We start from the raw sequence: 15,328 nt of genomic DNA on the forward strand, positions 1-15,328 counted from the left end.
CCGGCCGTCCCGCGCTCGCGGACGGCCACCCAAGACACAGCCACTCTTCCGCGTGAGGGGCTGACATTTCGCGCGAAGTGCGAGGCCATCGCCCGGGAGAGTGGGCGCTCAAGGATTCGACACCACGGCACGAGCGCGGTTCCCGACTGCGCGGGTGATCAGGGTCCCGGCGGGTGGCCCAGCACCGGGGTGATGCGGGTTCCAGCTCCGGCAGTTCCGGGGCTTCCGGCTCCCGCGGAGATCGCGCTCGCGGAGATCGCGGTGTTCGGCGACTGCGGACAAGCAGCGCAGTTGACGTCTGTGCGGTGTGGACTGTCCCTCGTGGACGCGAGGCAGGCGCCCGGGAGGACGCCTGCCTCGTGGTGCTTCAGCCGAAGAGACCTCTGATGGTCATGGCGATGGAGATGATGACCACGCCGAACCCGCTGTAGAGGAGGATGTCCACCACCCTGCTGCGGATCGCCAGGAGGCCGGCGCGCTCGTCCGGGATCATCGCGCGCAGGCCCGCCGCCACCAGCAGCGCCAAGCCCAGCACGACCGTGCCACGACGCCAGTGCTGCAGGGCCACCAGCAGGAAGCCGATCAACCCGATGCCGCACACCAGGCCGAACGGCACGTGGATGGACAGACGAGACCTGTCCGGCAACCAGTCGCTCACGTTCCTCCAGTCCCGGGGCCGAGCTCAGCCCAGGTTGCGCTCGGCCGCTTCGACGACGTTGGTCAGCAGCATCGCGCGGGTCATCGGGCCCACACCACCGGGGTTCGGCGACAGGAAACCGGCGACCTCGGCGACGTCCGGGCGCACGTCGCCGGCCAGTCCGTCCTCGGTGCGGGTCACGCCCACGTCGAGCACGGCCGCGCCCGGCTTGACCATGTCCGCGGTGATCAGGTTCGGCACCCCGGCCGCGGCGACGACCACGTCCGCGCGGGAGATCTCCGAGGCCAGGTCCTTGGTGCCGGTGTGGCACAAGGTCACCGTGGAGTTCTCGCTGCGGCGGGTCAGCAGCAGGCCGATCGGGCGGCCGACCGTGATGCCACGACCGACGACCGCGACGCGCGCGCCGTTGAGCTCGACGTCGTGGCGGCGCAGCAGCTCGATGATGCCGCGCGGAGTGCACGGCAGCGGTGCCTCCTCGCCCAGCACCAGGCGGCCGAGGCTGATCGGGTGCAGCCCGTCGGCGTCCTTGGCCGGCGCCATGCGCTCCAGCAGCGGACCGGCGTCGAGGTGCTTGGGCAGCGGCAGCTGCACGATGTAGCCGGTGCACTCCGGGTCGGCGTTGAGCTCGTCGATGACCGCCTCGACGTCAGCCTGGCTGACGTCGGCGGGGAGGTCCTTGCGGATCGACTTGATGCCGACCTTCGCGCAGTCGTTGTGCTTGGCGCGCACGTACGACTGCGAGCCGGGGTCGTCACCGACCAGCACCGTTGCCAGGCCCGGGGCCTGACCCTGCTCGACGAGCCGAGCGACACGGGGTCGCAGCTCCTCGAAGATCGCGTCCTTGGTGGCCTTGCCGTCGAGAATCGTCGCGCTCACAGCTGCTCATCGTGGCAGATCGTCCACCTCCTGACCTCGCCGGTCCGCAGTTGCCTCCACCACTTCCGCCGCGGGCTGCAGCGGGCCGGTGCGCCACACGTGCAGCAGCACCACGGCGAAGGCGGCCACCACCAGCCCGGCGCAGGTCGCGGCCGCCGCTGCGGGACCCCCGAGGTCCATCATCGAACCGGCCAGCGGGTTGGCGATCGCGATGCCCAGCGTGCTCGCGGTGGTCGTCCAGCCGAACGCCTCGCCGCGCCGCCCGGCCGGGGCGAGGTCGGCCAGCCTGCCGTTCGACGCGGCCAGCAGCGGTGCGATCGCCGCGCCACCGACCGCCAGGACACCCCCGACCACCCACGGCGAGCCCTCCGCCACCGGTGGGAGCACCGCGGCCAGCGCGCACAGGCCCAGCGCGGCCAGCCCGCTGCGCAACCACAGCCGGTACCTGGGGAAGCCACCCATCACCAAGCCCCCGGCCAGCGACCCCAGCGCCCACGCCGCCGCCATGAACCCCGCCAGCTCCGCTTGTCCCCGGCTGCGAGCCCAGCCGACGAGCACCAGGTCCACCGCGACCAGGCCCCCGACGAGCAGCGTGAAGAAGCACATCATCGACAGGAACCCGCGCGCCCGCAGCAGACCGACCGACCGCTCCTGGGCGCCACCGCCCAGCCCACCGCGGATCCCGGCGCGCCACAGCGACGCCGCGAACAACCCGGGCCCGACAACCGCCCACACCGCCACGCAGGCCAGCGCCAACGACGGGTTCCACGCCGCGACCGCCACCGTGGCCAGCATCGGAGCCACGACGTACAGCAGCTCCTGCAGCGTCGCCTCGACCGCGTAGGCCGCCTCCCGCGCCTCCCCGGTGGCCAGGCGCGGCCACATCGACCGGGCCACCTGCCCCAGGGGTGGCGCGGCGAGGCCGGTGGCCAGCGCCACCGGCAGCATCACCCACCAGCGCGCCGGGTCGACCCAGTGCGCGGTCCCGATCATCGCCGCGAAGCCCGTCGACTGCACCAGCCCGCTCACCACCAGCACCTTCGCGACCGAGCTGCGGTCGGCCGCGCGACCGCGCACCGGTCCGGCGATCGCGTGCCCGACGGTCATCGCGGTGCAGATGACACCGCCGGCCGCGTACGAGCCGGTCCACTCGGCGACCAGGAAGGTCAGCACCATCACCTGCGCCGGGATGTAGAGGCGCGCCAGCAGGGCGGAGGCCATCAGTGACGGAGCGTGCGGGACGGCGGCCAGCAGTCGGTAAGGACGGAACACGTGATAACCATCGCGTCCTGCACGGCCGTACCGCTACCGGTTTTCCGGGGGCCTTGATTGATCCAATGCACCTGGTGGTGTGATGTTCTTCCGAACATCCAGCGGGCAAGCTCTGGGGCGAGATCACCGGCCGGACCGGGGTGATCTTGAAAACCGCCACAAGACGATCACCGGCGCCGCGGATGTCACACACAGCGCACAACGCCGGGCCCGCGTCGAGTAGCGTTTCGGCGGGGTGGAGTCGGGTTGCCTCGTCGAGAGGGGGAGGATGTCACCCATGTCGCGTCCGACAGCGATCAGTCCGGAAGAGCAGGAGCAGATCGCCCGCAAGATCGGTGTTCTGCTGTTACAAGGCGCTCCTGAGGACTGGCAGGAGATCACGGTGGAGTACCGCGCCACCGGCGAGTACACAGACCTGCTGGGTGAGCTCACCGCGCAGGACGGCAACTCACGCCCGCTCGAGCCGCCGGTGGAGTTGCGCGAGATCTTCGAGCGCCTGCGCGAGGGCATGTACCGCCCCGACGTGGGCACCTGGTTGAGCGCGCTCTACGTGGTCGAGCGCCCGTCCAGTTACCGAATCGACATCAACTTCGACACCGAGCCCCAGTGGCAGCGCCCCCTGCCGCGCGCGGCCTACGTCGACGAGCTCCGCCGATACCCCCGGTCCGAGGAGAACATCCCCGACTGGATGAAGGAGCGGGTCGAGGGCACCACTGCCCAGCAGGGCGAGGACTCCCCCGCGGTGCCCGACACCGTCGCCGGCCTCGAGGAGCAGGCCGCTGACGCTGGAACCGCCGGGACCGGCTCCCCTGGCTTCCGGATCACCAGCGTCTTCGACGACGTCGACGACGAGGGCCGCCCGGTTGTGTCCGAACGCCGCCCGGTCCCCGCCGACGAGGTCGGCCCGCTGCGGCAGTACCTGGAGAACGCGCCGGTCGTGCTGGCCTCCCGCGAGAACGAGGAGGACCACCTCGACTCCGAGCGCGCCCGGGTGGTGCCGGGCACCTGGCACACCGACGGGACCTGGCTGTGGCCGGGCGCGGTGGCCTACTACCTCGCGCAGTACGGCATGCCGCCGGAGACCGCGCTGGTCGACCACGCCCGCAGCCGCGGCTTCACCACCGGTGACGTCGACGACGAGACCCGCGAGGCCGCCGTCAGCGAGCTCGTGGACCAGCCTGGTGACGAGCCCGAGGAGGAGCCGGAGTCCGACTCCTCCGGTGCCGCCGCCGCTGGTGCCGCCGTCGCCGCTGGTGCCGGTGCCGTCGCCGCTGGTGCCGCCGCGACCACCGCCTCCGCCGACTCGGAGGACCTGATCGAGGAGCCGCAGGCCGACGAGCCCGTCGAGCACCTCGACGAGGAGGAGGCCGCACCGGCCACCTCGGGTTCCCGCCACGTCCTCGACGAGGACGACGACGCCCCCGACGCCCAGGAAGTGCTCGCGAAGCTGCACGACCGGCTCACCGACTTCCGGGTCGACAGCGACGCCTACCGGTTGGGCAGCCGCACCGCGGACGCCCTGTGCCTGGTGCAGGACGGCGACGACTGGGTCGTCACCGGCACCGAGGACGTCCGGTTCGCCCGCGTCGACCACGCCGCGGCCTACCTGCTCGGCCAGCTGCTGATGGAGCGGCCGCCGGTGCAGGCCCCCGCTCCGGCCCTGGCTCCCGAGACCGCCGACGAGCCGCCACGTGTTGCTGACCCGGTCGACGAGCTGCCGCAGCGCGGCTCGCAGGAGACCGAGCTCCCGCAGCGCGCTCCGCAGGACCCGGCCGACCTACCGCCCCGCGCCCCGGAAGCCACCGAGCTCCCGCAGCGCGGTGCCCCGGAGTCCGACGCGCCGCAGCACGACCCCGCGGCCGAGCTGCCCAAGCGCAACCCGGAGCCGTCCTCGGACCTGCCGCAGCGCACGCCGCAGGCGTCGGAACCGCCGCCGCGGCTCGCGGAGCAGTCCGGTCCCAGCACCGGCGGGAACCCGCTGTTCACCGCCAACCAGGACCCGACGCCGCCCCAAGACCCGACGCCGCCCCAGGACCCGGCACCGCAGGGCTCGCCGTCGCAGCCCGGTGAGGACCCGACCCGGTTCCACCCGGCGCCGTCGATGGACCGCCCGATGCCGCCGCAGGCTCCGCCGTCCCCGCCCGCGGGGAACCCGGCACAGCCGCAGAACGGTGGTGCCCCGGGCTCCAACCCGTTGCCGAAGCGGCAGCCCCGCCGGGAGAGCGGTGCCCCGGTCCCGCCGGCCGCCGGTCCCGCGCAGGGTCCGGCCGGTGGTGCCGATCGCCGTCCCGGTCCGGGTGGACCCGGCATGGCCGGTCCGCAGCGGCAGGGTCCGCCGCCCGGGCCTCCGCGCCCGCAGCAGGGCCAGCCGCCACAGGGTGCGCCCGGCGCTCAGCCGGCGCAGCCGGCCAACGGTCAGCCGCCGCAGGGTCAGCAGATCCAGCCGCTCAACGGCGAACCGCCGCTGACGCTGTACCGGGACCGCCGGATCGTCATGCTGCAGCCGGGTACCGAGCTCGACCGCTTCGGTGAGCCCAACGGCAACGTGACCTACGCGGTGCGCACGCCGTACACGCACCGCTCTCTGCCGCCGCAGTGGGCGAACCGCACCTACGCGGCCTACCGGGTGCAGCGTCCGATCCAGGCGCTGCGCGGGACCGCGGTCGCGTGGTTCGAGCAGCCCGGTGGTGGCACGGCGTTCGTGCTCCCGGCAGCGATCAGCGACCTGCTCGCCGACGGCACGCTCGCCGAGATGCCATCGACGGAGCGTCCGCCCATGGAGTGATCTCTCCAGAGCGCGAGAGGGCCCTTCCCACCTCGGGAAGGGCCCTCTTCGCGTTCCGGGGAGGCGGTGGAGCCGTCCCGATCTGGAGCACTGCCGGGCACCGGCAGCACCAGGAGCCGCGCGTGGAGACCACGAGCCGGTCAGGATCTGCCACCGGCACCGCCCGCATGCCCTAGGTCCAGCAGGAGGCCGTGGGCCGCTGCGTAGGAGAGTGCGAGGGCGGTGTCGACCCGCGCGCCGCGGAGGTGGGCGTGCAGCAGGGCGTCGGCGTCGAGGCGGGCGTCCCGGAGGTCGGCGCCGTCGAGGCGGGCGCCGAGCATCCGCGCGCCGCTGAAGTCGGCGTCGCGGAGGTCGCAGCCGCGCAGGTCGGACTCGGTGAGGTTCGCCTCGCGGAAGCGCACGCCTCGCAGGCCGAGCTCGCGCAGGTCGCAGCGGCCCATCGCGACCAGGGTCAGGTCCGACTCGTGGACCTCCAGCGAGCGCAGCCGGCAGTCGGTGAAGCTCGAGCCGAGCAGGCTGCAGCCGTCGAAGCCGGTCCTGCCGAACACCGTGCGGTCGAACGTGCAGGACCGGAACGCGGTGGCGACGTGCTGCGACCCGTTGAGGTCGGCTCCGGTGAAGTCGCAGTCGCTGAACACGCAGTTCCGCGTCGTGAGCCCGGTCAGGTCGGCGTCGGTGAACACGCACCGCTCGAAAACCCGCCCGGACCACTCCTGGTCCGGCAAGATGGCGTCCTGGAAGTCTTCACCGACCGCGCTCGTCATGCCCCCACCCTGGCACGGGCGCCCGACGCTCGGAGGTCCCGTGCGAGTGCACCGGGTGGTCCCCAACCTCAAGGTCACCGACATCGCCGCGACACGTGATCACTACGTGCGGGTGTACGGCTTCGAGGTGGTGATGGACATGGACTGGATCGTCACCCTCAGCTCACCCGAAGACCGGCTGCGGCAGTTCAGCCTGATCACCGAGGACGCCACCGCTCCGGAGCACCCGGACATCTCCATCGAGGTCGACGACGTCGACGGCGCCTACGCGGCGGCGCTGGAACGAGGAGCGGAGATCGTGCACCCGCTCACCGACGAGCCCTGGGGCGTGCGGCGCTTCTTCCACCGCGACCCGAGCGGGACCGTCGTGAACACCCTCGCGCACCGCTGACGCGGTCACGGGTCGCCACGGGACGACCACCACCGAGCGGACGGCCTCGACCACCAATGTGGCCGGGACGGTGCCGAGCAGACCCCCTGCGCCACGAACGACCCACGACGATCAGATCGGCTCGGTACTGCTCGGCGACCTGCTCCAAGCCGACCGCCGGGTCCCCGCGCGGTGGTCCTGGTCGATGTCGCTGCGAGCCGAGCGCGACCGCTGTCGAGCCCGGCGCTGCTGACGCGGCCAACCCGGACACCGCCATCGCGCAGTCTCCGTCGACGTCCAGCCGCTCCAGGTGCGACGCGACCTCGCGCTCGAGGTCTTCGACCAGGGCTCGGCCGCCTCGCTGCCTCTCGGACCAGGCAGGGACCGTCGTGCCCCTGACGCGGCGACGGGTCGCTACGGGACGACGACCACCGGGCGGACGGCCTCGACCACCAGCGTGGCCGGGACGGTGCCGAGCAGGCCACCCCTGCGACGCGAACGACCCACGACGATCAGATCGGCTCGGTACTGCTCGGCGACCTGCTCCAAGCCGACCGCCGGATCCCCGCGGTGGTGCACGAAGTCCCAGTCGATGTCCACCCACTTCAGGTGGGACACGACCTCCTGCTTGAGCTCTTCCACCAGGGATTCGGCGGCTTCGCTGGCCACCGCGACCCCCATCGGGGACCAGTAGGCGACGCCACCCACGGCTTCGACGTAGACCAGCACGAGGCGCGCGCGCTCCCGCCTGGCGAGACCGGCCGCCCACGCGGCGGCGTGGAAGCTGGCCGGGCTGCCGTCCATGCCCACGACGATGCCGCCCAGGCCGTCCTTGCCGATCTCGAATTCACGCTCGGTGCTGTCGCCTTCGGCCACGCCGGAATGGTACTCAGACCCGCCGGTCGTGCTCCGTTCGCCGGGTTCGCACCGTTGTGCCCACCGGTCTCCCCAGCGCTGGGGACGCCGAGTTAGGTTCTGCTGCGTGACTGCAGTGGAGCCCCGCACCGAAGCCGAACAGCGAGCCTTGGACGCCGTCGACATCGACGGCATCGTCGACGACCTCCGCGAACTCGTGGCGATCCCCAGCGTCGGCGGCAGCACCGCCGAGCACGACGCGCAGCAGTGGTGCGCGGACCGGCTTTCCGCGCTCGGCCACCACGTCGACCACTGGCGCATCGACGTTCGCGAGCTCGCCCAGCACCCGGACTTCCCTGGTCAGGAGGCCGATCGCGACGAGGCCTACGGCTGCGTCGGAGTCAGCAGCGAGGGCGAACCTGCACTGGTGTTCTGCGGGCACACCGACGTGGTTCCGCCCGGCGACCTGGACCGCTGGCCTGACCGCGACCCGTACTCGCTGCGCGTCTCCGACGGCATCGCAGCCGGACGCGGCACATGCGACATGAAGGGCGGTGTGGTCGCGTTCCTCGGCGCGCTGCGAGCGCTGCGCACCGCGGGTGTCGAGCTCGCCCGGCCCGTCGCGGTCCACGCCGTCGTCGGCGAGGAGGACGGCGGTCTCGGCGCCTTCGCCACGCTGCAGCGCGGTCACCGCGGTGAGGCGTGCGTGATCGCCGAGCCGAGCCTGGACACCATCGTGGCCGCCAACGGCGGCTCGCTGACGTTCCGGCTGGAGATCCCGGGGCAGGGCACGCACGGCTCCACCCGCTACCGGGGCGTCAGCGCGCTGGAGAAGCTGGCCGAGCTGCTGCCGGTGCTGCGCGAGCTGGAGGCCCGCCGCAACGCCGGTCCCGACCCGCTCGTCGCGCACCTGGAGATCCCGTACCCGCTGTCGGTCGGCACGGCCCGCGTCGGGGACTGGGCGAGCACGGTCCCGGACCTCGCGATCGCCGAAGGTCGCTACGGCGTGCGGCTGGGCGAGTTCGTCGAGGAGGCCCAGGCCGAGTTCACCGCCGCGGTCGCCGAGGCCTGCGCCGCCGACCCGTGGCTGGCCGAGCACCCGGTCCGCGTCAGCTGGCCGGGCGGCATCTTCGCCAGCGGCAGGCTGCCCGAAGGTCACCCGCTGCTGGAGGAGACCCGGGAGGCGATCACCGCCTCCGGTGGGCCGGCTCCGGAGGTCGTGGGCGCCCCTTACGGCACCGACCTGCGCCAGTACGCCGCCACCGGCATGCCGACGTTGCAGTACGGACCAGGCGACGTGCGCTACGCGCACGCGCACGACGAGCACGTCGGCATCGCCGACCTGGAGCGGTGCGCCCGGGCCTACGCGCTGCTCGCGATCCGCAGGTGCGGAATCGCCTGAGCAGCACCGGAGAAGCCGGGGCAGCGAGGTGGTTGCAGAGGCGTGCTGGTGGCGTGGACGTGCTGCGGGTTCTGGCGCGTGGGGTCACCTCTCCTGATCTCGATCCACTTCAGGCGCGGCCCTGGCGGTGTGCCAGGGCCGTCTCCGAGTCGACAGGTGGGTTCAGCGACCGCAGCGCTCGGCTGTGGGACCCCAGTGCCGTCAGTGGAAGTCGCGGGACTCCGACGGGACGTGGATGTTCAGCTTCTGGAGCCGGTCCGCCCGAAGGTTGATCACTTCCTCGGTTCGTTCCACCACGCCGCGGACCAGGAGTGCGGCGCTGGTGCGGCCGACCTTCCGGTAGCGGGCCCACAACCCCGGCGAGCAGACGACGTTGACCGTCCCGGTCTCGTCCTCCAGGTTCAGGAACGTGATGCCGCCCGCGGTCCCCGGTCGTTGCCGGTGCGTCACGGCTCCGCCCACGAGCACCCGCGTTCCGTGCTCCACTTCGGACAGACGTGACGCAGGCAGGGCACCGAGCTCGTCGAGCCGGTCGCGGACGAACTGCACCGGGTAGCTGTCCGGGGACACCCCGGTCGCCCACACGTCGGCCGCTGCTCTTTCGACACCGTCCATGCCGGGCAGGGCGGGAGCGCTCGACGACGCGGTGGTGCCGGGCAACCGGTCTGGTCGCTCTCGGGCGACCGCAGCGGCGTTCCACAGCGCTTCGCGCCGGGTCAGGCCGAAGCAGTCGAACGCCCCTGCCGTGGCGAGAGCTTCCACCTGCGGTGCGGTGAGCCGAACCCGTCGCGCCACGTCCACCATGTCGGCGAACGGCCCGTGCTCGGCGCGTTCGGCCACCAGCGTCTCCGCGAGGTCCTCGCCGAGCTTGCGCACCGACGACAGGCCGATGCGGACGGCTTGGCCGCCGGTGCTGGTGTCGTCCTGCTCCAGGTCGGCGTGCACCCTGCTGGCGTTGATGTCCGGGCCGTGCACCACGACCCCGTGCCTGCGCGCGTCGGCGACCAGCGACTGCGGCGAGTAGAAGCCCATCGGCTGCGCCTTGAGCAGCGCCGCGCAGAACGCCGCCGGGTAGTAGCACTTGAACCAGGCGCTGGCGAACACCAGCAGTGCGAAGCTCAGGGCGTGGCTCTCCGGGAACCCGTAGTTGGCGAAGGCCAGCATCCGCTGGTAGAGGTGCTCGGCCAGCTCGCCGTCGATGCCGTTGGCGGCCATGCCTTCGAAGAGCCTGCCGCGCAGGCGTTCCATCCGCTCCGCGGAGCGCTTGGCGCCCATCGCCCGGCGGAGCTGGTCGGCTTCGGCCGGGGTGAAGCCGGCGAGGTCGACGGCCAGCTGCATCAGCTGTTCCTGGAACAGCGGGACGCCGAGCGTCTTCTGCAGCGCGTCCTTCATCAGCGGGTGCTCGTAGTCCCACTCCTCCTGGTCGTTGCGGCGCCGGATGTAGGGGTGCACCGATCCGCCTTGGATGGGGCCGGGCCTGATCAGCGCGACCTCGACCACCAGGTCGTAGAACTCGCGGGGTTTGAGCCGGGGCAGCGTGGCCAGCTGCGCGCGGCTCTCCACCTGGAAGACCCCGATCGCGTCGGCCCGGCACAGCATCGCGTAGACCTCGGGGTCGGACAGGTCCAGCTCGCCGAGGTCGACCTCGACGCCGTGGTGCTCGCGCGTCATGTCGATGGCGTGGTGCAGCGCCGAGAGCATGCCCAGGCCGAGCAGGTCGAACTTGACCAGCCCGACGGCGGCGCAGTCGTCCTTGTCCCACTGCAGCACGGTGCGGCCGGGCATCCGCGCCCACTCCACCGGGCACACCTCGCTGACCGGCTGGTGGCAGATCACCATGCCGCCGGAGTGGATCCCGAGGTGGCGCGGGAACCCCATCAGCTCGTCGGCGAGTTCGCGCACCGCGTCGGGGACGTCGGAGTCCTCCGGCAGCGGTCCCCAGTGCTCGATCTCCTTGCTCCAGGCGTCCTGCTGGCCCGGCGAGTAGCCGAGCGCGCGGGCGACGTCGCGCACCGCGGACTTCGGCCGGTAGCCGATGACGTTGGCGACCTGCGCGGCGTGCGTGCGGCCGTGCTTGGCGTAGACGTACTGGATGACCTCCTCGCGGCGGCCGGACTCGATGTCGATGTCGATGTCCGGGGGGCCGTCCCGCTCCGGGGCGAGGAACCGCTCGAACAGCAGCCGGTAGCGCACCGGGTCGGCGTTGGTGATGCGCAGCGCGAAGCACACCGCCGAGTTGGCCGCCGAACCCCTGCCCTGGCACAGGATGTTCTCCCGGCGGCAGAACTGGACGATGTCGTGCACCACCAGGAAGTAGCCGGGGAAGTCGAGCTCCTCGATCACCGCCAGCTCGTGCTCGATCTGCCGGTACGCCTCCGGCGCGGCCTGTGGCGGACCGCAGCGCTCGAGGGCACCGAGGTAGGTCTGCTCCCGCAGGTGGCTGATCTCGGTGTGGCCTGCGGGCACGTCGAACGGCGGCAGTTCGGGGGCGACGAGGCTCAGGTCGAAGGCGAAGGACTTGCCCATCTCGGCCGCCCGCTGCACCGCGCCCGGGTAGCGGGCGAAGCGCTCGGCCATCTCGGCACCGGAACGCAGGTGGTTGCCCGCCCACGCCGGCAACCAGCCGTCCATCTCGTCCAGGCTGCGCCGCGCCCGGACCGCGGCGACGACGCCGGCCAGCCTCGCCCGTTCCGGTCCCGCCAGGTGCGCACCGGTGGTGGCCACTGTGGACAGACCGGCGCGGTCGGCGAGCTCGGCGAGGACGTCGTTGCGCGCCGAGTCGGTGGGCAGCCCGTGGTCGGTGAGCTCGACGGTGACGTGCTCGCGGCCGAAGAGCCCGACCAGCCGGTCGAGTTCGGCCGCCGCCGCGTCCACGCCCCCGGAGGCCAGCGCCAGCTGAACCGCTCCCTTGCGGCAGCCGGTGAGCACCTGCCAGTGCCCGGCGGCCTCGGCCGCCAGCTCCTCCAGCCGGTACTCCGGCCGCCCCTTCTCCTCACCGCGCAGCTGGGCGGTGCTGATCGCCCGGCACAGCGAGGCGTAGCCGTCGAGGTCGCGGGCCAGCACGAGCAGGTGCCCGCCCTCGGGGTCGGGGATGCCGTTCTGCGGCTGGGTGAGCCCCAGGCTCAGCTCGGCGCCGAACGCCGTGCGCACGTCGTGCTCCTTGGCCGCTTCGGCGAAGCGGACGACTCCGTAGAGCCCGTCGTGGTCGGTGAGCGCGATGGCCTCCAGCCCGAGTCGCGCGGCCTCCTCGACCAGTTCCTCCGGGTGCGCGGCACCGTCGAGGAAGCTGAAGTTGGAGTGCGCGTGCAGCTCGGCGTAGGGCACCCGGCCGCCCGGCGGTACCGCACCTCGCCCGCCCTCGCGAGGCGTGGCGCGAGGACGGGACGGCGGGGAGTCCTCACGACCGGCATCGCGCGGCACCTCCTTGCCGGAGAGGGCCTTCTCCAGCTCCGACCACCTCTGGGGCGGGTTGAACCAACTCATGGACCTAGTGAACTCCTGTTCGAACGATCTGCGCCACCGAACTTCCCGGGTTTCACTCGAACGAGCGTTCCCCGCTACCGGTAGGCCCCTTGGACCCACCAGTCCCCGCGCTCGTGCACCAGCAGCAGCGCCACCTCGTCGTCGGCCCCCTCTTCGGCCGAGTCGTCCGCACCCAGCACGACCTGGAGGCGGACCTGGGCGCGCGGCGGGGCCTGCGCCTCCGGGGCGGTCTGGCCAGGACCACCGGCCAGCAGGTCCACCCACCAGCGCTCGGCGAGCGGCCAGGGACCAGCCCAGCCGGCCACCGCGCGCGACCTGCCACCACCGACCTCGACCCGGTGCGGCGCAGCGGAAAGCCCCGTCCGCGCGGTGATCCACACCGGTTCACCGGACTCGTCGAGCACCCTCACCGGCCACGGATCGCCCGGCACCACCGTCGGCGAGGGGGCCGGGATCCGGCCCGGCCAGGGCGGGTCGGCGGGCAGCGCAGACCGCCGCTCGTCGCCCCACGGCACGAACCGCACCTGGTCGCGGGGGTCGCGGCCGCCCCCGAGGACTCCGGTCAGCACGGCCTCCGGGCCGAGCATGCCCTGCACCCGCGCGAAGGCCCGGCCCGCACGCGCGGCGGCCTCCCCGGTGGCCGAGCTGAGCAGGTCCAGCTGCAGACCTCCTGCGCCCACGACCTCCTCGGGACGCAGGCTCAGCTCGTCGAGCCCCGCGGTGGGCCGATCTCCGCGGGTCCGCCCGTTGAGCCAGCCGTCGAGCTGCCAGCGGACCCGGTCGGCGGTCGCCGCCGGGGTCAGCGGCTCCGCGCACCGCCAGGTCCGGTGCAGCTCCTCGCCGTTCTCGGTGCGCGCCGAGATGCCCAGGCGGGTGCAGGCCAGGCCGAGATCACCCAGCTTGGCGTGCAGCTCATCAGCGAGGACCTTGGCCACGAACGCGGCTCGGTCCACCCGGTCCACCGGAGGGTCGAGCTCCTCGGTGACCACCAGCTCGGGCGGCGGCCGCCGCCGCTTGACCGGGCGCTCCTCCCGGCCACCCGCGGCCCGGTGCGCCAGCAGGGCCGCCTGGCCGAACCTGGTCGCCACGTCCGAGGAGTCCAGCGCGGCGAACTCGCCGAGGGTGCGGATCCCCAACCGGCGCAACAGGTCCACGAGTTCCGGCTGCTCGGCGGCCTGCTTCTGGCCGAGCCGGTCGGCGAGCTGCTCGACCTCCTCGATCGGCAGCGGGGCGAGGAAGTCCCGGCTGCCCCCAGGTTCGACGTGACGGGTGTGGCGAGCCGCGAGGATCGCGGCGAACAGCCCGTCGGCGACCCCGATCCGGCACTCCACCCCGGTCTGCGCGTCGATCTCGTCGACGAGCTTCTCGGCAGCGGTCACCTCCCCGCGGAAGTAGCGGGCAGGCCCCCGGGCGGGCACGGCGACCAGACCGGGGCGGACGACCTCGACACCCGGCACCAGTTCCTCGACCGCGACCACGACCGACTCGAAGAGCCGCACGTCCCGCGCCGGGTCGTGCTCGCAGACGACGAGCTCCGGGCAGCGGCCCTGCGCCTCACGGCGGCGCATCCCCCGGCGCACGCCGCTCTCCCGGGCGGTCGCCGAGCAGGCGACGACCCGGTTCGCAGCGAAAACCGCTGCGGGGACGAGGGGTTCGAGTTCCGCGGCACGCGCGGCGGCCACCACCGGCCAGTCCGGGCACCACACGACGATCCTGCGGGCGGGCACGTCGCTCACCCCGCCACCGCGCGCAGGTGCGCCCGCACGGCAGGGCGCTCTTCGACACCGGCGACCGACCCGTCGCGGGACGGCAGCAGCACCCGGCAAGAACGCGGGCGGGACGCCGCACCACGCCCTTCGGCGTGCACCGCGACATCGCGTTCGCGCAGGTGACCGTGGCCATGACCGAGGCCGCGCCAGCGCGCGCCGGAGCAGCGCAGCTGCACCTCCGCGCCCGGCCAGCGCCCGAACGGGAGCAGCACGGAACCACGGTTGCGCGCCCGCGCGGAGAGCCTGCGGGCATCGGAGTCGAGCACCTGCCCGGTGCCGCCGACCACCACCAGGTCGACCCCGTCCAGCAGCGCGGCGATCACGCCCGCCGGGTCCGAACCCGGCTGCGGCACCACCGCGAGCCGATCCAACGACAACCCAGCCTCAGCAGCGGCGACCAGGTTGATGCCGGGCAGCCCCACCACGGCAGCCCAGGAACCCTTCGCCGAGGCCTCCGACAACAGCGCGAAGAGCAGCGACACCGATCCGTGCACCGCCACCGTGCTGCCACGGCGCAAACCTGGCCATGGCAGCACGGCGGCGAGTTCCGCCCGCGTCGGCAGCACCCGGCCCGCACCCGGGACACCGCCCGCTTCGACGTGCGGCACACCCACGGACACCCCGTCCACCGCGGGCGCGTCCAGCGCCGTCGAAGACATCATCGCGGACATCGCCACCCTCCCCACGTACGTGACCGCGGTGGGTGCCCGACCCCGGCGCGGGCACCCACGAACACAGCCGCTGCGGGGAAGGCAGCGGTGGAGTCAGCGCTGCGCCTGCACCCTGCGCACAGCGCCCACTCCATCGGAGCGGCCGACCCCGACACCGGCCGTTCCCGATCTTCGAACTTCCGTTCGAACAAGTCCAGTTAACCCTGCCCGCGCGGGGTTCGTCAAGGGCCTCGGGGAACATTAGTTCGAACGGGTTGTTCAGGTGAGTCGCGGTGACGGAGCGTCTCCAGGTCCTGGCAGCGGGCGCGGGCCGCAGGCTGATCAGGGCAGGTCAGGACGGCCCTGCCGCTGCCGACCGAGCCCGCGATGCCTCCACGCTGCCGGGCGAGACCGCAGCACGACCACCCACGGCACCACCGCCGC

General features: G+C 72.9%; 11 protein-coding genes. 3 read left to right on the forward strand and 8 right to left on the reverse strand.

The annotated features are described in order from the left end of the window. Positions 1 to 367 precede the first annotated feature (367 nt). From EIL87_RS24510 to EIL87_RS24520, 3 genes are read right to left on the reverse strand one after another with little or no spacing between them, the layout of a single operon-like run. On the reverse strand, positions 368 to 658 hold the full coding sequence (locus tag EIL87_RS24510) for a DUF3017 domain-containing protein (protein WP_125092940.1): 291 nt from the start codon (positions 656 to 658) through the stop codon (positions 368 to 370). Positions 659 to 682: 24 nt separating this feature from the next. Then, entirely contained in the window at positions 683 to 1,534 is an 852-nt protein-coding gene (locus tag EIL87_RS24515) for a bifunctional methylenetetrahydrofolate dehydrogenase/methenyltetrahydrofolate cyclohydrolase (protein WP_125092941.1), read from the reverse strand. A gap of 6 nt (positions 1,535 to 1,540) precedes the next feature. Continuing rightward, complete coding sequence (locus EIL87_RS24520) at positions 1,541 to 2,806, reverse strand: MFS transporter (RefSeq protein ID WP_125092942.1); 1,266 nt, start codon at positions 2,804 to 2,806, stop codon at positions 1,541 to 1,543. Between the two features lie 277 nt (positions 2,807 to 3,083). On the opposite strand from EIL87_RS24520, the gene EIL87_RS24525 reads away from it, so the two are divergent. Then, the gene (locus EIL87_RS24525; RefSeq protein ID WP_125092943.1) at positions 3,084 to 5,591 is read left to right on the forward strand and encodes a TNT domain-containing protein; all 2,508 of its coding nucleotides are present in this window, start codon (positions 3,084 to 3,086) and stop codon (positions 5,589 to 5,591) included. A gap of 140 nt (positions 5,592 to 5,731) precedes the next feature. On the opposite strand, the gene EIL87_RS24530 is transcribed toward EIL87_RS24525, so the two are convergent. Further along, a complete protein-coding gene (locus EIL87_RS24530) occupies positions 5,732 to 6,355 on the reverse strand; it encodes a pentapeptide repeat-containing protein (protein WP_125092944.1) in 624 nt (207 codons plus the stop codon). A gap of 40 nt (positions 6,356 to 6,395) precedes the next feature. On the opposite strand from EIL87_RS24530, the gene EIL87_RS24535 reads away from it, so the two are divergent. Continuing rightward, positions 6,396 to 6,746 carry a VOC family protein gene (locus EIL87_RS24535; RefSeq protein WP_125092945.1) on the forward strand — a complete coding sequence of 117 codons (351 nt, stop codon included), beginning with the start codon at positions 6,396 to 6,398 and terminating at the stop codon, positions 6,744 to 6,746. A gap of 393 nt (positions 6,747 to 7,139) precedes the next feature. Here the strand turns inward: EIL87_RS24535 and EIL87_RS24545 are convergent, their stop codons facing one another. Next, the gene (locus EIL87_RS24545; protein WP_125092946.1) at positions 7,140 to 7,601 is read right to left on the reverse strand and encodes a universal stress protein; all 462 of its coding nucleotides are present in this window, start codon (positions 7,599 to 7,601) and stop codon (positions 7,140 to 7,142) included. A gap of 106 nt (positions 7,602 to 7,707) precedes the next feature. Between EIL87_RS24545 and EIL87_RS24550 the strand changes: the two genes are divergently transcribed. Then, complete coding sequence (locus tag EIL87_RS24550; protein ID WP_233576557.1) at positions 7,708 to 8,982, forward strand: ArgE/DapE family deacylase; 1,275 nt, start codon at positions 7,708 to 7,710, stop codon at positions 8,980 to 8,982. Positions 8,983 to 9,183: 201 nt separating this feature from the next. Here EIL87_RS24550 and EIL87_RS24555 read toward each other — a convergent pair whose 3' ends face one another. The 3 genes from EIL87_RS24555 to EIL87_RS24565 all read right to left on the reverse strand — a co-directional run bounded on the left by EIL87_RS24555 (position 9,184) and on the right by EIL87_RS24565 (position 14,905). Beyond that, positions 9,184 to 12,465 (reverse strand): error-prone DNA polymerase, encoded by a 3,282-nt coding sequence (locus EIL87_RS24555; protein WP_125092948.1) that lies wholly within the window; start codon positions 12,463 to 12,465, stop codon positions 9,184 to 9,186. 74 nt (positions 12,466 to 12,539) lie between these two features. Continuing rightward, entirely contained in the window at positions 12,540 to 14,201 is a 1,662-nt protein-coding gene (locus tag EIL87_RS24560) for a DNA polymerase Y family protein (protein WP_125092949.1), read from the reverse strand. Next, the gene (locus tag EIL87_RS24565) at positions 14,198 to 14,905 is read right to left on the reverse strand and encodes a hypothetical protein (RefSeq protein ID WP_125092950.1); all 708 of its coding nucleotides are present in this window, start codon (positions 14,903 to 14,905) and stop codon (positions 14,198 to 14,200) included. The genes EIL87_RS24560 and EIL87_RS24565 overlap by 4 nt, the downstream gene beginning before the upstream one ends. Positions 14,906 to 15,328 lie beyond the last annotated feature (423 nt).

This window comes from Saccharopolyspora rhizosphaerae (genome assembly GCF_003931915.1).
Taxonomy (GTDB): Bacteria; Actinomycetota; Actinomycetes; order Mycobacteriales; family Pseudonocardiaceae; genus Saccharopolyspora; species Saccharopolyspora rhizosphaerae.